Here is a 21,871-nt window from a genome sequence, read left to right as displayed (position 1 = left end):
ATTTTGGTAAAATATTTACAGGACTAAATAAAGGAGTTGGGGCAATATGAATGATACATTGATGAGTATTCAAATTATACCTAAAACGCCTAATGGTGAAGATGTAATTCCATATGTTGATGAGGCGATTAAAATTATCGACGAATCAGGAATGGCTTACAGAGTAGGTGCGCTTGAAACAACAGTTCAAGGTGAAATGAATGAATGTTTGATCTTAATTCAGAAATTAAACGATCGTATGGTTGAACTTGAGATTCCAAGCATTATAAGTCAAGTTAAATTCTATCATGTGCCAGAAGGCATCACGATCGAAACATTGACTGGAAAATACGACGCACAGTAATACTTGTGACAAATCGTGCAAAAATGATAAGTGAAGATATTTTAATATAAAAGGGCGCTTTACAGTTGAACAGTTTCTGTTTGATGTATAAGCGTCGTTTTTTATTTAAGACTTTTTGCACTTTGTACATAAATTTAATATAATGTAGTAATGATTATGGATAAAGTTATAGAACTTTGAACGATAAGGTTATCAGCAGATGATACGCGATATAAACATACGTGTTCTAAGTTGTTATGATATAGAAAGGATTTTGTAAAGTGAATGAAGAACAAAGAAAGCGTACTTCTATAGATGTTTTAGCCGAACGAGATAAAAAAACAAAAGATTATAGTAAATATTTTGAACATGTTTATCAGCCGCCAAGTCTGAAAGAAGCACGTAAACGTGGGAAAGAAGAAATCAACTACAATCGTGATTTTCAAATAGATGAAAAATACAGAAATATGGGACAAGGCAAGACATTCCTCATCAAGACATATGGTTGCCAAATGAATGCACATGATACAGAAGTCATGGCAGGTATTTTAGGAGCTTTAGGCTATACACCAACAGAAGAAATGAATCAAGCAGATGTGATTCTAATTAATACTTGCGCAATTCGTGAAAATGCTGAAAATAAAGTGTTTAGTGAAATTGGGAATTTGAAGCATTTGAAAAAAGAAAAGCCAGAAACGGTCATTGGTGTTTGTGGATGTATGTCGCAAGAAGAGTCCGTTGTTAATAAAATATTAAAATCTTATCAAAATGTAGATATGATATTTGGTACGCATAATATACATCGTTTACCTGAAATTTTAGAAGAAGCTTACTTGTCGAAAGCAATGGTAGTGGAAGTATGGTCTAAAGAAGGCGATGTTATTGAAAACTTACCTAAGGTTAGAGAAGGTAATATTAAAGCGTGGGTAAATATTATGTATGGTTGTGATAAATTCTGTACGTACTGTATCGTTCCATTTACAAGAGGTAAAGAGCGTAGTAGACGTCCGGAAGATATCATTGAAGAAGTTCGAGATTTAGCACGTCAAGGTTACCAAGAAATTACTTTATTAGGCCAAAATGTGAACTCATATGGTAAAGATATCGAAGGTTTGGATTATGGTTTAGGTGATTTACTAGAAGATATATCATGTATCGATATCCCCCGTGTCAGATTTACGACGAGTCATCCATGGGATTTCACAGATAGAATGATTGATGTCATCGCTAAAGGTGGCAATATCGTGCCACATATTCACTTGCCAGTACAATCTGGAAATAATGCTGTATTGAAAATCATGGGGCGTAAATATACGAGAGAAAGCTATTTGGATTTAGTTGCGCGTATTAAAGCTAAAATTCCAAATGTTGCATTGACAACAGATATTATCGTAGGATATCCGAACGAAACGGATGAACAGTTCCAAGAAACACTTTCACTTTATGACGAAGTGGAATTTGAACATGCCTACACATATATTTATTCACAAAGAGATGGCACACCAGCTGCTAAAATGAAAGACAATGTACCTTTAGATGTAAAAAAAGAACGACTACAACAGTTGAATAAAAAAGTGTCGTATTACTCAGAACGTGCGATGCAACAATATGAAGGCCAAGTAATTCAGGTCTTATGTGAAGGTACAAGTAAAAAAGACGATACTGTTTTAGCTGGTTATACTGCTAAAAATAAATTAGTGAATTTTAAAGCACCAAAAGCAATGATAGGAAAAATTGTAGATGTACAAGTTGATGAAGCGAAGCAATATTCACTTAATGGGACATTTTTACGCGCGTCAGAACAAAAGATGGTGACGCAATAATGTATGAAAGTGACGAAATATTAGCTGAAGCAGAGCGGTTAAGTGCACGCATTAAAACTTTAGATACTGTTAAAGATTATCATCAAGTAGAATCGCAAATTCATGATAATAAGCATCTGGAACAACGTATGAAAGAATTGAAAAAAAATCAAAAGCAATCCGTAAATTTACAAAATTATGGAAAAACACATGCGTTACAAGCATCAGAAGATAAAATACAACACATTGAACAAGATATCAATGTGTTGCCAATTGTAGACGAATTTAGAGCTTCCCAAGCTGAAGCGAATGATTTATTGCAAATGATGATTCATACGATGTCTGATAAGTTAAATAATCATCAAGATTAAATGATGTTCAGTACTTAAGGAAAGGAGATGAACACTATGAAAACTAAAAAGTTAACTTTAACAGCAATATTTATTGCACTAAATGTTGAATTGAGTAGTATTATTGTAATACCATTAGGACCAATAAAAGCAGCGCCGATTCAACATCTGATTAATGTGATGTGCGCAGTATTTGTAGGTCCATGGTTTGGTTTGGCTCAAGCATTTATTTCATCAATTTTGCGTATGATTTTTGGTACTGGAAGTTTCTTCGCCTTTCCTGGAAGTATGATAGGTGTGCTGCTTGCAAGTGGTTTCTATTATTATAGAAAACATTTATTTATGGCTGCAGTGGGTGAAGTCATTGGTACTGGTATTATAGGTAGTATCATGTGTGTGCCGTTAGCTTGGATTTTAGGATTATCAAATCTAGCAATTAAACCATTGATGACGGCGTTTATTGTATCAAGTGTAATTGGTGCAATCATAAGTTACATAATTTTGATGGTATTGAAACGAAAAGGCATTTTAAAACGTTATTTATAAAACTTTCTGAAATGAGATTGGGACATATAGTTTAAAGGATAATGTGACTTTAAGTAGTTAACTAAAATAGTTAATGAAGACAGCTGTCACTGAACTTTAAATTTTACATGACCTAATCTCATTTTTTATTGTTAATGGTTGTATGCACTTCGAGTTTCTAAGCAACAGTAATTGAATATATGCAAATGGAATGAATAGGCGAAATGTAAAAACATATGTTAAAATTTAAGAGTTAAAAACTAAATTAATTAAAAAATGAACGTGATGCTGTGAGCCTGTTTCTTAGGTTATAAAATATTCAGTTTCCATGTGATTAGTATATATATCAAATGAATGAAAGATAGCGAAAATACATAACGATAAACAAGTGCTCATTATGCTATTTATGTACAATTTAACATCAGAGCGCCTTAGAACATAAGAAAATTTAAAAAGGATTGTGAAATGAATTTATGACAAATCAAACGCCAATGATGCAACAATATTTAAAAATAAAATCACAATATCAAGATTGTTTATTATTTTTCAGATTAGGTGATTTTTACGAAATGTTTTTTGAAGATGCTAAAACGGCATCTAGAGTTTTAGAGATTACACTGACTAAACGTGACGCTAAGAAAGAGGATCCAATTCCTATGTGTGGGGTGCCTTATCATTCAGCAGATGGCTACATTGAAACATTAATTAATAACGGCTATAAAGTTGCTATTTGTGAACAAATGGAGGATCCTAAACAAACTAAAGGAATGGTTCACCGAGAAGTCGTACGAATTGTGACACCAGGTACGGTTATGGATAAAGGTGGCGTAGATGAAAAACAAAATAATTATATATTAAGTTTCATCCAAGGGTCATCGATGTATGCGCTCAGTTATTGTGACGTATCGACAGGTGAGTTAAAAGTGACGCAATTTGAAGACGAGGCGACGTTAATTAATGAAATTACAACGATTAATCCGAATGAAATTGTTGTAAAAGAAGAGATAAGTGAAACATTAAAACGTCAAATAAGCTTAACAACGGAAACGATTACTGTATCACCTGAAATATCTGACGCAACATATGAAGTGAATACAGTTCGAGAGCCACATTTATTTAACGCGACACAACTCCTTTTAGATTATATTTATCATACGCAAAAACGCGATCTTTCACATATAGAATCGGTAATTAAATATGAAGCGGTAGATTTCATGAAAATGGACTTCTATGCCAAGCGTAATCTAGAATTAACGGAAAGTATTCGCCTGAAAACTAAAAAAGGTACGTTACTTTGGCTCATGGATGAAACAAAAACGCCAATGGGTGCGAGACGTTTAAAACAATGGATTGATAGACCACTCATTCAAAAGCAACAAATAGAATCACGATTGGATACAGTGGATCAATTTATTAATCATTTTATAGAACGAGATACATTACGTAACTATTTAAATCAAGTCTATGATATAGAACGATTAGTTGGTCGTGTAAGTTACGGTAATGTGAATGCACGAGACTTAATTCAGTTAAAACATTCAATTTCAGAAATACCTAATATTAAAAATCTGTTATCCAATTTTGATGAACAAATGACTGCGCAGTTCGATGCATTAGAGCCTTTAGATGAACTATTGACTTTATTAGAAGAAAGTTTGAAAGAAGAACCGCCAATTTCAGTCAAAGAAGGTGGGCTATTTAAGACTGGGTTTAATGATACGCTAGATGGCTATTTAGAAGCATCGAAAAATGGTAAAAGTTGGTTAGCAGAATTACAAACAAAAGAACGACAACGCACAGGAATCAAGTCATTAAAAATAAGTTTCAATAAAGTGTTTGGTTATTTTATTGAAATAACACGTGCGAACTTACAAGGGTTTGACCCCACTGCATTTGGTTATCACAGAAAACAAACGCTCTCGAATGCAGAACGCTTTATCACAGATGAGTTGAAAGAAAAAGAAGACGTTATTCTAGGTGCAGAAGATAAAGCAATTGAGTTAGAGTACCAATTATTTGTGCAACTTAGAGAACAAATTAAGACATATACGACACGTTTACAGCAACAAGCTAAAGTCATTTCTGAGATCGATTGTTTACAAAGCTTTGCTGAAATTGCACAAAAATACAATTATGCTAGGCCAATGTTTAGCGATGACAAGACGCTAGAATTGACGAATTCTAGACATCCAGTTGTTGAACGTGTGATGGACCATAATGATTATGTCCCTAATGATTGTGCACTAGATAATGAGACATTTATTTATTTAATTACAGGACCAAATATGTCGGGTAAATCTACTTATATGCGACAAGTTGCAATTATAAGTATAATGGCACAAATGGGTGCTTATATACCGTGTGAATCTGCGACTTTACCTATTTTCGACCAAATATTTACACGAATTGGTGCAGCTGATGATTTAGTTTCAGGAAAAAGTACATTCATGGTGGAAATGTTAGAAGCTCAAAAAGCATTAGCACATGCAACTGAAGATAGTTTAATCATATTTGATGAAATTGGTAGAGGTACATCGACATATGATGGTTTGGCATTAGCTCAAGCAATGATAGAATACGTTGCACATACGTCGCATGCCAAAACTTTATTCTCAACGCACTATCATGAATTAACAACTTTAGATCAATCACTTAAGTGTTTGAAAAACGTTCATGTTGCTGCAAATGAATATAAAGGAGAACTCATTTTCTTACACAAAGTAAAAAATGGCGCGGTTGATGATAGTTATGGTATTCAAGTTGCAAAATTGGCGCACTTACCGGACGATGTTATCCAACGCGCACAAGTGATACTGAATGCATTTGAGCAAAAAGATAAACAAAGTACTCAAGTATCGATCAACGCAATTGAAACGGAACATAGTCCAGTGGAATCAGACGTCCGTAATCAACAAATATCTGACAATAGTGATGCAATATCATACAACACTGAACAAAATGACAAACACTCAGTTTCTGATTCGGCAGAACATACAAATGCTAAAAATCAACATCAGTTTGAACAACCTACTTTTGATTTGTTTGACTCAACAGAGATAGAAAGTGAAGTAGAAAATGAAATCAAAACGTTGAATTTATCAAATATGACACCAATAGAAGCACTTGTGAAACTGAGTGAATTACAAAATCAATTGAAATAGAGGTGATGTCAAATGGGTAAGATTAAAGAATTACAAACCTCATTAGCCAATAAAATAGCAGCCGGTGAAGTTGTAGAACGTCCAGGCTCAGTAGTTAAAGAATTATTAGAGAATGCAATTGATGCCCAAGCGACTGAAATCAATATTGAAGTGGAACAATCTGGTGTTGCATCTATACGTGTAGTCGATAATGGTACAGGCATACACATAGATGATTTAGGTCTCGTCTTCCATAGACATGCGACTAGTAAATTAGATGCGGACGATGATTTGTTCCATATTCGTACACTTGGATTTCGAGGCGAGGCATTAGCCAGTATTTCTTCAGTGTCAAAAGTCACATTGAAAACATGTACTGATAATGAAGAAGGTCAACAGATTTATGTTGAAAACGGCGAAATACTTGATCACAAACCAGCGAAAGCCAAAAGAGGTACAGATATATTAGTTGAATCGCTCTTTTATAATACGCCAGCTAGATTAAAATATATTAAAAGTTTATATACTGAACTTGGTAAAATTACTGACATTGTGAATCGTATGGCGATGAGTCATCCTGACATTCGTATTTCACTTGTTTCTGACGGTAAGACAATTTTAAAAACAAATGGCTCAGGTCGTACAAACGAAGTAATGGCAGAAATTTACGGTATGAAAGTTGCAAAAGATTTAGTGCATATTTCCGGTGATACCAGTGACTATCATTTAGAAGGATATGTTGCAAAGCCAGAACATTCGAGAAGTAATAATCACTATATTTCGGTATTTATAAATGGAAGGTATATTAAGAACTTTTTATTAAATAAAGCAATTTTAGAAGGTTACCATACGCTATTAATGATTGGACGTTTTCCAATTTGTTATATCAATATCGAAATGGATCCGATTTTAGTTGACGTTAATGTGCATCCAACTAAGTTAGAAGTTAGATTGTCGAAAGAGGACCAATTGTTTAGTTTGATTGTCGAGAAAATTCGTGAGGCCTTTAAAGACCGCATCCTAATTCCTCAAAATGATATGGATAAGCTGACGAAAAAGAATAAAGTGTTAGATCAATTTAAACAGCAAAAATTAGATTTTGAGCAGAAACAACAAGGGAATTTATTTGAATCGAAGCAAAGTGAAGTAGAAAATAAAGGTCATAATATGCTCGAATCATCAGACGAAACGAACGGTGTGTCATATCCATTGTATGGAGATGAAAATGCTGAGACCATACGAGACAATACAAATGCTGACCAAGCATACTTAAATGCGCAACGAGAGCTCCTACAAGACATGACAGCGAATGATACTTCTGAGTCTCAAACAGAATTTACGAATGAACTTGAAGTAGAGGCAGATTCAGAAGATGATATTAAAGGTAGTGTCAGTGAAGACCCAGCGCGCAGAGTACCATATATGGAAGTAGTTGGCCAAGTACATGGGACATATATCATTGCACAAAATGAAAATGGTATGTTTATGATTGACCAACATGCTGCGCAAGAACGCATCAAATATGAATATTTCAGAGAAAAAATTGGGGAAGTATCAAACGAGGTCCAAAATTTATTGATACCACTTACATTCCACTTTTCAACTGATGAGTTAATGATTATTAACCAGCATAAAGACGAGTTAGATAAAGTAGGAGTACATTTAGAACCATTTGGTGGTAACGATTATATTGTAGACAGTTATCCTGTTTGGTTCCCGTCAGCTGAAGCGGAAGAAATTATCAAAGATATGATTGAATATGTCTTAGAGCATAAAAAAGTAAATGTTAAAAAGATACGTGAAGACGCCGCGATTATGATGAGTTGTAAAAAATCAATTAAGGCAAATCATTTTTTAAAAAATGACGAAATGGCGGATTTAGTTAACCAGTTACGAGAAACAGAAGATCCATTTACCTGCCCACATGGTAGACCAATTATGATTAACTTTTCAAATTACGAATTAGAAAGACTGTTTAAACGGATTATCTAGGAGGTTCGTGGATGAAACCACATATTTTACCAGCAATTCGCTCAATGAAAGACTTAGAAAAAATGACGCAAACAGATTATAAAGAATGTGTGTTATTAGATACGCATATTGGCCATATTAAAAGTATTATGGAGCTATTAAAGAAAAATCAAATCGAAACATATATGCATATCGATTTAATTAAAGGTATGAGTCACGATGAATTTGCTTGTGAATATGTTATACAGAATTACCACCCTAAAGGTATTGTGTCAACAAAAACGAAGGTCATCAATAAAGCTAAAGCATTAAATACAACCACTGTATTTCGTGTATTCATATTAGATAGTCATGCCTTGGCAAGAAGCATTGAATTAATAAAACGTGTTGAACCAGATTATGTAGAAGTATTGCCAGGTATTGCTACCAAAGCAATCCAAATAATCAATGAACAGACAAATACTTCTGTAATTGCTGGTGGATTAATCAATACTGAAGATGAAGTAAATATTGCAGTTAGTAATGGTGCAAAATACATTACCACAAGTGATCGACAGTTGTGGTAATTTGTAGTGGCAATGTTTTAAATAATTAATAAACGGAGTAGTGTTGAATGTTAAAATGTATTTAACTTCAGTACTACTCCTTTTTCATCATAGTAAAAATTGATTATGATATGGAGTATAGATAAAAATATAAACTGGTCATGTTTTTGCAAAGGGGAGAATAATATGGTCAATGCAATGATTAAACCTAAAAGGTTACGACATGGAGATACCGTAGCAATCGTATCATTATCTTCTGGTCTTGCAGGGGAATCGGCAATATTATGGCGTACTTATCAAGGAATAGAACGTTTGAAATCAGTATTCGGTTTGAAAGTGAAAGTGATGCCTCATGCATTAAAAGGACGTCAGTTCGTACATAATCATCCTGATCTTCGTGCAGCAGATTTAAATGAAGCTATCAAAGATGATGAGATTAACGGCATAATCAGTTGTATCGGTGGTGATGATGCAATTCGTATATTACCTTATGTTGATCTTGAAGCAATACGCAAAAATCCTAAAATTTTTATAGGTTATTCAGATTCGACTACAGTGCACATGATGTTTTATTGTATGGGGATAGTTAGTTTTTATGGTCCTGCGCTTTTAACTGATTTTGCAGAAAATATAGCAATGGATACATATACGGTTAACAATATTGAAAAGAGTTTGTTTTGTAGTGAGCCAATCGGTAATATATCAGCATCAAAGTATATTCGCCCATATGGATTGAGTTGGAATATTGAAAATAAAAATAAAGAAAGGCCTATGCTTTATCAACAAGGTTATGAGTTATTGCAAGGGGATACGATAATTCAAGGGCATTTAATTGGTGGCAATGTTGAAACATTTGTCAGTTTACTAACCACTTCATTATGTCCAGAGAAAGAAGTGTTCGACGAGGCAATACTCTTTCTTGAAACGTCCGAAGACATTCCTACGCCAAGTGATTTGAAAACGCAGTTAGAAAAGTTAATCCAATTTGACATACTGACAACATGTAAAGGTTTAATAATTGGTAAACCATTTAATAATGTCTACTATGAAGAATATAAAGAAATTTTTTTGAAAGTAATGGAGCAACATCGACTTCAAGATAAACCTATTCTTTATAATGCATCCTTTGGTCATAACGAACCAAAATTTATAATCCCCTATGGTGTCAAAGGTGAAATAAATAGTGATACACAACAATTTAGAATATTAGAAAATGGAGTTGCTTCAATTTAAATTGTGACAAATTTTTTACGAAAATTATTGACAACGCTTACAGAAGCGTTGTAAGATGATTATAAGTTAATAAATAGAACAGAGATGGGAGATTTCTACAGTACTTAAACCGGTGGTTCGAAACTGGCTATATTGTAGGAATCTCTTTATCTTTTTAGGAGGAGTCTCTATGAATGTGTATTTTGCTGAATTTTTGGGAACAGCAATACTGATTTTATTTGGGGGTGGCGTTTGCGCCAACGTTAATTTGAAAAAAAGTGCAGGTAACGGTGCAGATTGGATTGTTATTGCATTAGGCTGGGGTCTTGCAGTTTCTATGGGTGTATATGCAGTAGGAAATATTTCTGGTGCGCATTTAAACCCCGCAGTTACTTTAGCATTTGCGATGGATGGTGCTCTAAATTGGAACATGGTACCTGGTTACATTATTTGCCAAATTCTAGGTGGTACTTTTGGTGGTATCTTAGTTTGGTTAATGTATTTAGCACATTGGAAACAAACAGAAGACCCAGCTGCAAAATTAGGTGTATTCTCAACAGCACCTGCAATCAAAAATTATTTTGCTAACTTTTTAAGTGAGATTATTGGTACTGCAACTTTAACATTTGGTTTAATGTTTATTGGTATGAATAAAATTGCAGATGGTTTAAATCCATTAATAGTGGGCGGTTTAATTGTTGCAATTGGTTTAAGTTTAGGTGGACCAACAGGTTACGCCATTAACCCTGCTCGTGATTTAGGTCCTCGTATTGCGCATGCAATTTTACCTATTGCAGGCAAAGGTAAGTCAAATTGGAGTTATGCAATCGTTCCAATTTTAGGGCCTATTACAGGAGGAATGATTGGCGCTGTAATTTATAGATTGTTGTATAAAGGTACGTTTGACACTTTATCTGTAGTCACAATTGTATTATTGATTGTAACGTTAGTACTTGGTGTTACATTAAATAAAGCGAAAAGTGCAAAAGGTATCGAATCTGTATACTAATTAAGTTACAACTATCCTGTTTATACGTTAAACTATAAGCAGGATTTGTAATATATAAATTTAAATGATTTAAGCATGTTTGTTAAGCTAAATTATAGGCAATGAGTATAGTAGGATTTAAGCCTTATAATTTACTTACATACGATATATACGACAAAGTGATAAAAGGGAGATTATAATTATGGAAAAATATATTTTATCTATTGACCAAGGTACAACAAGTTCTAGAGCAATCTTATTTAATAAAGACGGTGAAATTAAAGGTGTCGCTCAACGTGAATTCAAACAATTCTTTCCTAAATCAGGTTGGGTCGAACATGATGCCAACGAAATTTGGACTTCTGTTCTAGCTGTTATGGCGGAAGTATTAAATGAAAGTAACGTTGGTGCGGATCAAATTGCAAGTATTGGTATTACAAACCAACGTGAAACTACTGTTGTATGGGATAAAAATACATCACGCCCAATCTATCATGCAATTGTATGGCAATCTCGCCAAACACAAGGTATTTGTCAACAATTAAAAGAACAAGGTTTAGAAGATAAGTTCCGTGAAAAAACAGGCTTATTATTAGATCCATATTTCGCTGGTACAAAAGTTAAGTGGATCTTAGATAATGTTGATGGAGCAAAAGAAAAAGCTGAAAACGGTGATTTACGTTTCGGTACAATTGATTCTTGGTTAGTATGGAAATTATCTGGTGGTAAAGCACATATTACAGATTATACGAATGCAAGTCGTACATTAATTTATAATATTCATGATTTAGAGTGGGATAAAGAATTATTGGACATTTTAGATATTCCTGAATCATTACTTCCAGAAGTAAAACCTTCTAGTGAAGTATATGCAAACACGATTGATTATCACTTCTTTGGTAAAGAAGTTCCAATTTCTGGTATTGCCGGTGACCAACAAGCAGCTTTATTTGGTCAAGCTTGTTTCAACCGTGGTGATGTGAAAAACACATACGGTACTGGTGGCTTCATGTTAATGAACACTGGTGAAGAAGCGGTCACTTCGAAGAGTGGATTATTAACTACTATTGCATATGGTCTAGATGGAAAAGTTAACTATGCGTTAGAAGGTTCTATCTTCGTATCGGGTTCTGCTATTCAATGGTTACGAGATGGATTAAGAATGATTAATTCAGCACCACAATCAGAAAATTATGCAGAACGTGTTGAATCTACTGAAGGTGTATACGTTGTACCTGCATTTGTAGGTTTAGGTACACCATATTGGGATGCGGATGCACGTGGTGCTATCTTCGGTTTAACGCGTGGTACTGAAAAAGAACATTTCATCCGTGCTACGTTAGAATCACTATGTTATCAAACACGTGACGTGCTAGAAGCAATGGAAAAAGACTCTGGTATTAAAGTAAATAATTTACGTGTCGATGGTGGTGCAGTTAAAAATAACTTTATCATGCAATTCCAATCAGACTTATTAAATGTAGGCGTAGAACGTCCTGAAATAAATGAAACAACAGCATTAGGTGCAGCATATTTAGCTGGTCTTGCGGTTGGATTCTGGGATAGCAAAGATGAAATTGCTAACCGTTGGAAACTTGAAAAATCATTTGAACCAGACATGATTGATAAAGATAGAGAAAAACTATACAAAGGCTGGAAAAAAGCTGTAGAAGCTACTCAAGTTTTTAAATTAGAAGAAGAGTAAAAAATTAGACTAAAAGTTGTTATTTATGATACAATACGGGTAAGTTAATAATATCGAGATGAGAAACGAGAGATTCAGTTCGTACAATAATATATGTATGGGATGAATCTCTCGTTTTTTAATATTTTAGGAGGCGCTAGTTTATTATGAGTTTATCAACGTTGAAAAGAGAACAGGTCAAAAAAGATTTAAAAAATAATGAATTTGATGTTGTAATTATCGGTGGAGGTATCACTGGTGCAGGGATAGCTTTAGATGCAAGTGAAAGAGGTATGAAAGTTGCACTTGTTGAAATGCAAGACTTTGCACAAGGTACAAGTTCACGTTCTACTAAATTAGTACATGGCGGACTTCGCTACTTGAAACAATTACAAGTTGGTGTTGTAGCTGAAACTGGTCGCGAACGTGCGATTGTTTATGAAAATGGCCCACATGTAACTACACCAGAACGTATGCTATTACCAATGCATAAAGGTGGATCAATGGGTAAATTCACGACATCAATTGGTTTAGCAATGTATGATAGATTAGCAGGTGTTAAAAAAGCAGAGCGCAAAACAATGTTAAATGCTAAAGAAACATTAGAAAAAGAACCACTTGTTAAAAAAGCAGGCCTTAAAGGTGGCGGTTCTTATGTTGAATATCGTACTGACGATGCGCGTTTAACAATTGAAGTTATGAAACGTGCCGAAGAAAAAGGTGCAACAATCATCAACCATACGAAATCAGTGCATTTCACATACGATTCTAATGAAAAAGTAAATGGTATTCATGTTGAAGACCAAATTTCAAAAGAAACGTACCCAATTAAAGCTAAAAAAGTAATCAATGCGAGTGGTCCATGGGTAGATGAAGTACGTAGTGGCGACTATGCACGTAATAATAAACAATTACGTTTAACAAAAGGTGTTCACATCGTTATCGACCAATCTAAATTCCCATTAGGCCAAGCAGTATACTTTGATACTGAAAAAGATGGACGTATGATTTTCGCTATTCCTCGTGAAGGAAAAGCATATGTTGGTACAACTGATACGTTCTATGACAATGACAAAACAACACCATTAGCAACACAAGAAGATAGAGACTATTTAGTTGATGCTATTAACTATATGTTCCCAGATGTAAATGTTTCTGATGAAGATATCGAATCATCATGGGCAGGTATTAGACCTCTTATTTTAGAAGAAGGTAAAGATCCATCTGAAATTTCACGTAAAGATGAAGTTTGGGAAGGTAAATCAGGTCTATTAACAATTGCTGGTGGTAAATTAACTGGTTATCGTCACATGGCATTAGAAATTGTTGATTTATTATCAAAACGCTTAAAATCAGAATACAACCTTAAATTTGATAAATGTGCTACAAAACACTTAACTATTTCTGGCGGAGATGTCGGCGGTAGTAAAAACTTTGATAAATTTATCGAACAAAAAGTTGAAGAAGCGAAATCTTATCAAATTGATGAAGCGACAGCACGTCACTTTGCTTCAAAATACGGTTCAAACGCTGAAGAATTATTCAAAATTGCACAAACAGCACAATACCAAGAAACTGGTTTACCATTAGATATTTATACAGAATTAGTATATTCAATTCAAAATGAAATGGTTTATCGTCCAACAGATTTCTTTATCCGTCGTACAGGTAAACTTTACTTCAAGATTGATGATGTCTTAAATTATAAAGATCAAGTAATTGATGTTATGGCTGGTCTTTTAGGTTACACAGACATTCAAAAAGAAGCATACGGTAAAGAATTACAAATTGCGATTAATGAAGCACAAACAGGTAATGCACAACCAGCTGTAAAAGAGTAATTTATTTATATTTTACAAACTGATATTAAACTGTCACTAATCATAGCTATCAACATTAATTTGTTGATAGCTATTTTTATGAAAAAGCAGAGATTTGTAACTAGTAATACATGAATTCGACAGATTATAGGTTAATCGTGTGCTTTTATCTATCACTTTGCGTACGATTTGATAACCTTTAAAATTGAAGGTATATTGTATAATATATAGAATGAAAGTTGCAGGGTTGGAGGCTATTACATGAGTAAATATGAATTTAAAATCACAGTTGCAGATGGCACAATGTTAGAAGCCAAATTAAATAAAGCTAAAAAAGAAACCATTGGTGTCGTGCATTTACTTCATGGTATGGCAGAACATATGGATAGATATGATAACCTTGTTGAATCGCTCAACCAACAAGGTTATGATGTTTTGCGCCATAATCATAGAGGACATGGCAAAGACATAGATGAACGTACAAGAGGACATATAGACGACTTGTCACAAGTGGCCGAAGATACATATGAAATCGCACAAACAATGTGTGCACATTATCGTCATATTCCTTATATTGTCATTGGTCATTCAATGGGTTCAATTGTTGCACGTATTTTTACGCAAAAATATCCAACAGCAGCACAGGGTGTCATTTTATCAGGCACTATGCAATATCCTAGATATTTAGGTATTCCAATGACTATATTACTAAAATTAATTACCCTGATTTTCGGTAAAAAGCGTCGTATGGTCTGGTTGAATCGTATAATGTATCGCTCTTTTAATAAAAATATTAATCATCAAAAAACATCGAGCGATTGGTTGTCCGGTGATGCACATGAGGTAGAACAATTTATCAAAGATCCATATACAGGTTTTTTAGTATCAAATCAATTGATTTACCAAACTGTGAAACATATGCTGCAAACAAGTCGCTCACAAAATATTAAGAAAATGAATCCTTATTTACCGATTTTATTAATTTCAGGGAAAGAAGATCCTTTAGGTGAATATGGTAAAGGTATTAGAAAGTTAGGCAAATTATATAAAAAATCAGGTATTCAGCACATTACTGTACATTTATATAAACATAAAAGACATGAAGTATTATTTGAACAAGGGTTTCTTGAAACTTGGGAGCATATGTATGAGTGGATAAAAAAACAGATTTTAAAAAAACAAAAGCATGAAGATAAAAATAAAGAGAGTTGATACACGTGCCAAAAGATAAACCATTTTTAGTTGTGATAGTAGGACCTACAGCAGTAGGAAAAACAGAATTTAGTATTGAACTGGCCAAAAAATATAATGGTGAAATTATTAGTGGTGACTCTATGCAAGTTTATAAATATATGGATATTGGAACAGCTAAAATTACTCATGATGAAATGTCAGGTGTCCCACATCATATGATAGATATTTTAGAGCCAGACGAGAACTTTTCAGCGTATGATTTTAAAAATAGAGCACAGCAATTGATTACAGACATTACTGCAAGAGGACACATTCCTATCGTTGTAGGAGGAACTGGGCTCTATATTCAATCTTTGATTCATGATTATGCATTTGAAGATGAAACTATTTCTGAAGCACATGAGCAAAAAGTAGAAGCTGAATTAGCCAAACTAGACCAATTATCGAATGAGGAATTGCATCACTATTTAGCGACATTTGATGAAGTTTCTGCAAAAGACATTCATCCCAATAATAGAAAAAGAGTACGAAGAGCAATACAATATTATTTAAAAACGAAAAAACTTTTAAGTTCAAGAAAGAAAATGCAACAATTCACAGAAAATTATGATACATTATTAATAGGGATAGAAATGTCGCGGGACATATTATATCAAAGGATTAATAAACGCGTAGATATAATGTTGGAACGCGGATTACTAAGTGAAGTGCAGCAACTCGTTGAACGTGGATATGCTTCGAGTCAAAGTATGCAAGCCATTGGATATAAAGAAATGGTACCTGTCGTTGAGCAAGATATGAATTTAGAAGAAGCGACAAATAAATTAAAACAGCATTCTAGAAATTATGCGAAACGTCAAATGACTTGGTTTAAAAACAAATTAGACGTGTTGTGGTTAGATAGAGAGAACAAGTCACTTTCATTGATGTTAGATGAAGTTTCAGTCCAAATACAGAAAAGGAGAACATAACATGAATACACCAGAAAACATCCAAGACAAATTCCTAGGACAATTTAAGGCTGATCAAACTAAAATCATTGTATTTTTAGTGAATGGTTTTCAAATGAAAGGAATTATTGAAGATTATGACAAGTACATCGTTTGCTTATTATCTCAAGGCAAACAGCATTTAATTTATAAACATGCTATCAGTACATTTACTATCGATGATTCCGTTGCTAATGAAGAAGTGTAAAATCATTAAAACCAAATGTGAAATTCTAATTTGAAAAAACAAGAAGGTACTACCTATTATATTTGATAGGTGGTACCTTTTTATTTAAATACAATTGTTATAATCAGATCAAGTATGTTCTAGATCTATTAACTGTTGTTTTAATTTTAATCCAGCACGATACCCTTTTAAATCACCGTTTTCTCCAATTACTCTATGGCAGGGAATGACAATAAGGCATGGATTTTTAGCGATTGCATTCGATACAGCCCTAATTCCATTAGGCTTGTTAATGCGTTGTGCAATATGTTTATAGCTAACAGTTTGTCCATATCGAATTTCATTCAATACGTTTCAAACAGTTTTTTGAAATTCAGTTGTATTATCTAAATCTAAGCTCATATTGAAGTCTGTTTCTCCATGATATAAATAATCTTCAAGCGCCTTCAAATATGGTTTAATTCGTATTTGATTTCGTTCGACGATAATGTTTGAAACAAAATCATAGACTTCTTCAGGTTTGTCCAAGCTGCTAACGAATACTAATCCTTTGTCACTGGCATATACATACATTAGTTTCCCATCGTATTGCAAATAGTCATAGTAAACTTTTTTCACCTCAATCACCTCAAATTCAGATTAACAAAACATAATACATAAAGCTATATTGATGGGTGTTGTAGGAATTAGAAAGCAATAACATTTCATTTTTATATGTTATAGTTTACATAGAAGGAGTTGATATTTATCAAAAAATATATGACTCAAAAACGTTGGGAAAGCATAGTTAAAAATGATAAAAAAGCAGACGATGATTTTATTTATGCAGTAAAAACGACGCAAATTTTTTTTAAACCTTCATGTAAAGCAAGATTGCCGAAAAAGGAAAATGTCGTCATTTATGAAAATGCGCAAGGGGCTCTCGCTGATGGTTATAGGCCATGTAAGAAGTGTAATCCATTTGAACCTTTAAATCACGCAGAGGAATGGTCGTTGCAAATTAAAAATATTGTTCAAAAATATTATAAGGATAACTTGTCACTATCTGAGATTACGTCACTTTGTCATGGTAGTAAATTTCATTTGTCACGCTTGTTCAAACAGGAGAATGGTATGTCGATTATGGAGTATCAATTACAGGTGAAAATGGAAAAGGCATTGGAGTTAATTCATAATGAGCAATTAGCCATTAACCAGGTAGCAGAACAGGTTGGTTACAAGTCGACGAGTCATTTTATTAAACATTTTAAAGCATATTATGGACAAACACCGAAAAAATTTATAAATAGTGAAAGGTTGATGGTGCAAAAATCACAATGACTTAATGTATCAAGTATAGAAAAAGCAAGCAAATCCTAAATACGGACTTGCTTGCTTCGTTTTAAATATTAATAGTGTTCATATTATTCGCAATACAATGCTTTAATCAAGATATAGGGCTTCATATTTTTGAAATTATAGTAATGCTTCAATCTCTGATTTTATTTGATTTGGTTTCTTTTGTGGTGAAAAACGTTGGACAACATTACCTTGTTTATCGACTAAAAATTTAGTGAAGTTCCATTTGATTTTTTCATTTAAGAAACCATTTTGTGCTTCTGTTAAAAATTTGAATAATGGATGTTGATTGTCACCTTTGACGTTAACTTTTTCATGCATTGGAAATGACACGCCATAATTAATTTTACAGTTTTGTGTTGCTTCCTCACCCGTTCCAGGTTCTTGTCCACCAAATTGATTACAAGGGAAACCTAACACTACAAATTCTTGATTTTTATATGTTTCATATAATTCTTGTAATCCTTCAAATTGTGGCGTAAAACCACATTCACTTGCGGTATTTACGATTAGCATTACTTTATTTTTATAATAATCTAACTTATAAGATTCACCATTCGACTTTTGTACTTCAATATCATATATGCTCATTTTAGTCACCTCTTGTTAATAATTTAACATAAAAGAAGGATATAGTCTTTATATTGGCACTGTGATAGAATGGCTAAGAAAACTTTGAAAAGAGGTGCATGTTATGACTCAACACGAAACACATACAACTGAGCAACAATTAGAGAAAGCGGTCCTCATCGGTGTAAATGCTCAGTCAGATGACGGCTTTAATTTTGAGTCTACGATGAAAGAGCTCGCATCCTTGTCTATGACGTGTCAGTTAAATGTGCAAGAACAATTTACTCAAAATAGAACGCGTTTTGATAATAAATATTATGTTGGTAAGGGTAAATTAGATGAAATTAAAGATTATGTTGAATTTCATGATATTGATGTCGTAGTTGCAAATGACGAATTGACAACGGCACAATCAAAAACATTAAATGGTAACTTGAATGTGAAAATTATTGACCGGACGCAATTAATTTTAGAAATCTTCGCTTTGCGTGCACGTAGCAAAGAAGGTAAATTACAAGTAGAATTAGCACAGCTAGACTACTTAATGCCAAGATTGCAAGGCCATGGACGTAGCTTATCACGTTTAGGTGGGGGCATAGGGACTAGAGGTCCAGGTGAAACGAAATTAGAGATGGACCGTCGTCATATTAGAACGAGAATGAACGAAATTAAACATCAATTAGAAACAGTGGTTGAACATAGAGAAAGATATCGAATTAAGCGTGAGCAGAATCATGTCTTTCAAGTGGCGTTAGTTGGTTATACCAACGCTGGAAAATCATCATGGTTTAATGCTTTGGCAAAAGAAACGACATACGAAAAGAATTTATTATTTGCTACGCTTGATCCAAAAACAAGACAAATTCAAATTAATGATGGCTTTAATTTAATTATTTCAGATACGGTAGGTTTTATTCAAAAATTACCAACTACATTAATTGCTGCATTTAAATCGACTTTAGAAGAAGCGAAAAATGCAGATTTATTATTACATGTTGTAGATAGTAATCATCCTGAACATAGAGCACAATATGATACGGTGAATCAGATTATTAATGATTTGGATATGGCGCATATACCCCAAGCAATCATTTTTAATAAAAAAGATTTACACGAGGGCAGTTTACCAGCTACGAATAAGCCACATGTATTTGTATCAAGTAAAAGCGAAGATGATATTACTAAAGTGAAGCAATTATTATTTGATCAAGTAAAACAAGTACTCACTTATTACGAAGAAACTGTACCGAGTTCGGATGCTGATCGACTATACTTTCTAAAGCAACATACGCTCGTTTCAGATTTGAATTTTGACGAAACAACGGCTATGTATGAAGTTAAAGGATACAAAAAAGAATAAAGGAAGTAATGAAATATGGAAACGATGAAACAACGTGTTGCAGAAACAGAGGCAACATTAGTACCATTTTTTAAGAAAATAGAAGAAGTTGCATATGTCAATCAAGAAAAGGTATTGGATGCGTTTCATGCAGTAAAGGTATCAGAAAGTGATTTACAAGGTACTACTGGATATGGGTATGATGATTTTGGAAGAGATCATTTAGAGGCAATCTATGCGCATACGTTTAAAGCTGAAGATGCAATCGTAAGACCGCAAATCATTTCCGGAACACATGCAATCACATTGGCGTTACAAAGTACATTGAAATATGGAGACGAGTTACTCTACATAACTGGTGATCCTTACGATACTTTACTAGAAGTGATTGGTATTAATGGGAACGGTATTGAAAGCCTTAAAGAACACGGTGTAAGGTACAATAAAGTGGATTTAAAAGATGAAGACATCGATATTGAAGAGGTATTGCGCCAAATCAATCCTCAAACAAAAGTCATCGCTATTCAACGGTCTAAGGGTTATGATCAACGACCATCACTTGGACTGCATTTAATTGAAAAAGCTATTCAACAAATCAAAGCACAACATCCAGATATTATTATTTTTGTCGATAATTGTTATGGTGAATTTGTGGAAACGCGAGAACCTATTGAGTGTGGTGCGGATTTAATCGCAGGTTCATTAATTAAAAATCCCGGTGGAGGTTTAGCAAAAATTGGGGGCTATATTGCAGGAAAGGCAGACTTAATTGCACGCTGTGGTTACCGATTAACAGCTCCAGGTATTGGAAAAGAAGCGGGGGCATCGTTAAATTCATTGCAAGAAATGTATCAAGGATTCTTTTTAGCACCTCATGTAGTTAGCCAAAGTTTAAAAGGTGCATTATTCACGAGTTTATTGTTAGAGAAAATGAATATGCGTACATATCCACGTTACGATGTGCCTAGAACAGATTTGATACAAACTGTAGCGTTTGAGACTAAAGAGCAAATGATACAATTTTGTCAAAGCATCCAACAAGCATCTCCGATTAATGCGCATTTCAGTCCAGAACCAGCCTATATGCCTGGATATGAAGATGACGTTATTATGGCTGCAGGTACGTTTGTTCAAGGGTCTTCGATAGAGTTGACCGCAGATGGACCTATCCGTCCGCCATTTGAAGCTTATGTTCAAGGTGGTTTGACGTATGAGCATGTTAAGTTAGCTGTGACGAGAGCAGCACAAAGTTTACAAAATTAATTTCAGTATTTTTAGTTTAATAATATAAAATGACCTTCAACACTTTCGCTACATATGAGTATGTCACGGAAGTGTTTTTTTGAAAAGAAATTTCAGAAAATTAAAAATTAAAATCTGTACATATCCATTAAACTCAGTGATACCAATAGGTTCAGTTATCATGTCAGAAAACCTGACATATTTTTGTAATTCATCGAAGTTTATGCTAAATTTATATCAAGTTCAAAAGTAGAGGTGATCGGAGTGCAGTCAAATGATACATTACGACGAAATATGCCGGTTTTCCCTATGAGTGTTGTCACTAAGTTAAGCGAATTAACTGCAAGACAGATTCGTTATTATGAAACACATGAACTCATTAAACCACAACGATCAGAAGGTAATAAACGATTATTTTCATTAAATGATTTGGAACGCTTGCTTGAAATTAAGAAATTAATTGAAAAGGGCTTTAATATTAAAGGTATTAAACAAATTATTAGAAATGAACAAGATCACCTTACTGATGATGAACAAGAAACTAGAAAACAAATGATAGTTGAAGCGACTCAGAAACCACAACGAGAAGCAATACCAATAAACCGTGGCGATTTATCACGATTTATTAAATAAAAATACGGGGGACCTATATT

General features: G+C 33.7%; 21 protein-coding genes. 18 read left to right on the top strand and 3 right to left on the bottom strand.

Annotation, left to right across the window (positions count from 1 at the left end; all coding sequences use genetic code 11):
- Positions 1 to 46 precede the first annotated feature (46 nt).
- From ACSULM_RS07875 to hfq, 14 genes are all read left to right on the top strand, one after another.
- Positions 47 to 343 (top strand): thiamine-binding protein, encoded by a 297-nt coding sequence (locus tag ACSULM_RS07875; protein ID WP_436861909.1) that lies wholly within the window; start codon positions 47 to 49, stop codon positions 341 to 343.
- 260 nt (positions 344 to 603) lie between these two features.
- Positions 604 to 2,145, top strand: coding sequence for a tRNA (N6-isopentenyl adenosine(37)-C2)-methylthiotransferase MiaB (miaB, locus tag ACSULM_RS07870; protein ID WP_436861907.1), 1,542 nt, complete (start codon positions 604 to 606; stop codon positions 2,143 to 2,145).
- Positions 2,145 to 2,495 (top strand): RicAFT regulatory complex protein RicA family protein, encoded by a 351-nt coding sequence (locus ACSULM_RS07865; RefSeq protein ID WP_436861906.1) that lies wholly within the window; start codon positions 2,145 to 2,147, stop codon positions 2,493 to 2,495. The genes miaB and ACSULM_RS07865 overlap by 1 nt, the downstream gene beginning before the upstream one ends.
- Before the next feature lie 36 nt (positions 2,496 to 2,531).
- A complete protein-coding gene (gene thiW / locus ACSULM_RS07860; protein WP_436861904.1) occupies positions 2,532 to 3,020 on the top strand; it encodes an energy coupling factor transporter S component ThiW in 489 nt (162 codons plus the stop codon).
- A gap of 452 nt (positions 3,021 to 3,472) precedes the next feature.
- Positions 3,473 to 6,160: a DNA mismatch repair protein MutS gene (gene mutS / locus ACSULM_RS07855; protein ID WP_436861903.1), complete on the top strand. Its 2,688-nt coding sequence runs from the start codon at positions 3,473 to 3,475 to the stop codon at positions 6,158 to 6,160.
- A gap of 12 nt (positions 6,161 to 6,172) precedes the next feature.
- Positions 6,173 to 8,131: a DNA mismatch repair endonuclease MutL gene (mutL, locus tag ACSULM_RS07850; protein ID WP_436861902.1), complete on the top strand. Its 1,959-nt coding sequence runs from the start codon at positions 6,173 to 6,175 to the stop codon at positions 8,129 to 8,131.
- A gap of 11 nt (positions 8,132 to 8,142) precedes the next feature.
- The gene (locus ACSULM_RS07845; RefSeq protein ID WP_436853741.1) at positions 8,143 to 8,676 is read left to right on the top strand and encodes a glycerol-3-phosphate responsive antiterminator; all 534 of its coding nucleotides are present in this window, start codon (positions 8,143 to 8,145) and stop codon (positions 8,674 to 8,676) included.
- Between the two features lie 177 nt (positions 8,677 to 8,853).
- Positions 8,854 to 9,888 carry a S66 family peptidase gene (locus tag ACSULM_RS07840; protein ID WP_436861923.1) on the top strand — a complete coding sequence of 345 codons (1,035 nt, stop codon included), beginning with the start codon at positions 8,854 to 8,856 and terminating at the stop codon, positions 9,886 to 9,888.
- A gap of 169 nt (positions 9,889 to 10,057) precedes the next feature.
- Positions 10,058 to 10,876, top strand: coding sequence for an MIP/aquaporin family protein (locus ACSULM_RS07835; protein ID WP_436861901.1), 819 nt, complete (start codon positions 10,058 to 10,060; stop codon positions 10,874 to 10,876).
- Positions 10,877 to 11,057: 181 nt separating this feature from the next.
- A complete protein-coding gene (gene glpK, locus ACSULM_RS07830) occupies positions 11,058 to 12,560 on the top strand; it encodes a glycerol kinase GlpK (RefSeq protein WP_436861899.1) in 1,503 nt (500 codons plus the stop codon).
- A gap of 146 nt (positions 12,561 to 12,706) precedes the next feature.
- Positions 12,707 to 14,380 (top strand): glycerol-3-phosphate dehydrogenase/oxidase, encoded by a 1,674-nt coding sequence (locus ACSULM_RS07825; protein WP_436853744.1) that lies wholly within the window; start codon positions 12,707 to 12,709, stop codon positions 14,378 to 14,380.
- 240 nt (positions 14,381 to 14,620) lie between these two features.
- Entirely contained in the window at positions 14,621 to 15,571 is a 951-nt protein-coding gene (locus tag ACSULM_RS07820) for a lysophospholipase (protein ID WP_436861898.1), read from the top strand.
- Positions 15,572 to 15,576: 5 nt separating this feature from the next.
- Complete coding sequence (gene miaA, locus ACSULM_RS07815; protein ID WP_436861897.1) at positions 15,577 to 16,524, top strand: tRNA (adenosine(37)-N6)-dimethylallyltransferase MiaA; 948 nt, start codon at positions 15,577 to 15,579, stop codon at positions 16,522 to 16,524.
- Between the two features lies 1 nt (position 16,525).
- On the top strand, positions 16,526 to 16,750 hold the full coding sequence (hfq, locus tag ACSULM_RS07810) for an RNA chaperone Hfq (RefSeq protein WP_436853747.1): 225 nt from the start codon (positions 16,526 to 16,528) through the stop codon (positions 16,748 to 16,750).
- Positions 16,751 to 16,858: 108 nt separating this feature from the next.
- On the opposite strand, the gene ACSULM_RS07805 is transcribed toward hfq, so the two are convergent.
- Together ACSULM_RS07805 and ACSULM_RS07800 are read right to left on the bottom strand one after the other, a co-directional pair.
- Positions 16,859 to 17,077: a methylated-DNA--[protein]-cysteine S-methyltransferase gene (locus ACSULM_RS07805; RefSeq protein ID WP_436861896.1), complete on the bottom strand. Its 219-nt coding sequence runs from the start codon at positions 17,075 to 17,077 to the stop codon at positions 16,859 to 16,861.
- A gap of 6 nt (positions 17,078 to 17,083) precedes the next feature.
- Complete coding sequence (locus ACSULM_RS07800; protein WP_436861894.1) at positions 17,084 to 17,347, bottom strand: hypothetical protein; 264 nt, start codon at positions 17,345 to 17,347, stop codon at positions 17,084 to 17,086.
- 120 nt (positions 17,348 to 17,467) lie between these two features.
- Here ACSULM_RS07800 and ACSULM_RS07795 point away from each other — a divergent pair, with 120 nt between their 5' ends.
- Positions 17,468 to 18,049 (top strand): Ada metal-binding domain-containing protein, encoded by a 582-nt coding sequence (locus tag ACSULM_RS07795; protein WP_436861892.1) that lies wholly within the window; start codon positions 17,468 to 17,470, stop codon positions 18,047 to 18,049.
- Positions 18,050 to 18,184: 135 nt separating this feature from the next.
- On the opposite strand, the gene ACSULM_RS07790 is transcribed toward ACSULM_RS07795, so the two are convergent.
- Positions 18,185 to 18,658 (bottom strand): glutathione peroxidase, encoded by a 474-nt coding sequence (locus tag ACSULM_RS07790; protein ID WP_436861890.1) that lies wholly within the window; start codon positions 18,656 to 18,658, stop codon positions 18,185 to 18,187.
- 103 nt (positions 18,659 to 18,761) lie between these two features.
- Between ACSULM_RS07790 and hflX the strand changes: the two genes are divergently transcribed.
- From hflX to ACSULM_RS07775, 3 genes are all read left to right on the top strand, one after another.
- Entirely contained in the window at positions 18,762 to 19,997 is a 1,236-nt protein-coding gene (gene hflX / locus ACSULM_RS07785) for a GTPase HflX (protein WP_436861888.1), read from the top strand.
- A 15-nt stretch (positions 19,998 to 20,012) separates the two neighbouring features.
- A complete protein-coding gene (locus tag ACSULM_RS07780; RefSeq protein ID WP_436861887.1) occupies positions 20,013 to 21,239 on the top strand; it encodes an aminotransferase class I/II-fold pyridoxal phosphate-dependent enzyme in 1,227 nt (408 codons plus the stop codon).
- Between the two features lie 243 nt (positions 21,240 to 21,482).
- Positions 21,483 to 21,851 carry a MerR family transcriptional regulator gene (locus tag ACSULM_RS07775; protein ID WP_436861885.1) on the top strand — a complete coding sequence of 123 codons (369 nt, stop codon included), beginning with the start codon at positions 21,483 to 21,485 and terminating at the stop codon, positions 21,849 to 21,851.
- Positions 21,852 to 21,871: the final 20 nt, after the last annotated feature.

The organism is Staphylococcus caeli (assembly GCF_051413795.1).
Taxonomy (GTDB): domain Bacteria; phylum Bacillota; class Bacilli; order Staphylococcales; family Staphylococcaceae; genus Staphylococcus; species Staphylococcus caeli_A.
Note: the sequence above shows the minus strand (reverse complement) of the source record. Positions and strands in the feature narration are given on the sequence as shown.

What these genes read in the sequence shown, in the direction of transcription:
- ACSULM_RS07875 (WP_436861909.1), top strand. Translation starts at nt 47, where the DNA reads ATGAATGATACATTGATGAGTATTCAAATTATACCTAAAACGCCTAAT.
- ACSULM_RS07865 (WP_436861906.1), top strand. Translation starts at nt 2,145, where the DNA reads ATGTATGAAAGTGACGAAATATTAGCTGAAGCAGAGCGGTTAAGTGCA.
- thiW (WP_436861904.1), top strand. Translation starts at nt 2,532, where the DNA reads ATGAAAACTAAAAAGTTAACTTTAACAGCAATATTTATTGCACTAAAT.
- mutS (WP_436861903.1), top strand. Translation starts at nt 3,473, where the DNA reads ATGACAAATCAAACGCCAATGATGCAACAATATTTAAAAATAAAATCA.
- mutL (WP_436861902.1), top strand. Translation starts at nt 6,173, where the DNA reads ATGGGTAAGATTAAAGAATTACAAACCTCATTAGCCAATAAAATAGCA.
- ACSULM_RS07845 (WP_436853741.1), top strand. Translation starts at nt 8,143, where the DNA reads ATGAAACCACATATTTTACCAGCAATTCGCTCAATGAAAGACTTAGAA.
- ACSULM_RS07840 (WP_436861923.1), top strand. Translation starts at nt 8,854, where the DNA reads ATGATTAAACCTAAAAGGTTACGACATGGAGATACCGTAGCAATCGTA.
- ACSULM_RS07835 (WP_436861901.1), top strand. Translation starts at nt 10,058, where the DNA reads ATGAATGTGTATTTTGCTGAATTTTTGGGAACAGCAATACTGATTTTA.
- glpK (WP_436861899.1), top strand. Translation starts at nt 11,058, where the DNA reads ATGGAAAAATATATTTTATCTATTGACCAAGGTACAACAAGTTCTAGA.
- ACSULM_RS07825 (WP_436853744.1), top strand. Translation starts at nt 12,707, where the DNA reads ATGAGTTTATCAACGTTGAAAAGAGAACAGGTCAAAAAAGATTTAAAA.
- ACSULM_RS07820 (WP_436861898.1), top strand. Translation starts at nt 14,621, where the DNA reads ATGAGTAAATATGAATTTAAAATCACAGTTGCAGATGGCACAATGTTA.
- hfq (WP_436853747.1), top strand. Translation starts at nt 16,526, where the DNA reads ATGAATACACCAGAAAACATCCAAGACAAATTCCTAGGACAATTTAAG.
- ACSULM_RS07790 (WP_436861890.1), bottom strand. Translation starts at nt 18,658, where the DNA reads ATGAGCATATATGATATTGAAGTACAAAAGTCGAATGGTGAATCTTAT.
- hflX (WP_436861888.1), top strand. Translation starts at nt 18,762, where the DNA reads ATGACTCAACACGAAACACATACAACTGAGCAACAATTAGAGAAAGCG.
- ACSULM_RS07780 (WP_436861887.1), top strand. Translation starts at nt 20,013, where the DNA reads ATGGAAACGATGAAACAACGTGTTGCAGAAACAGAGGCAACATTAGTA.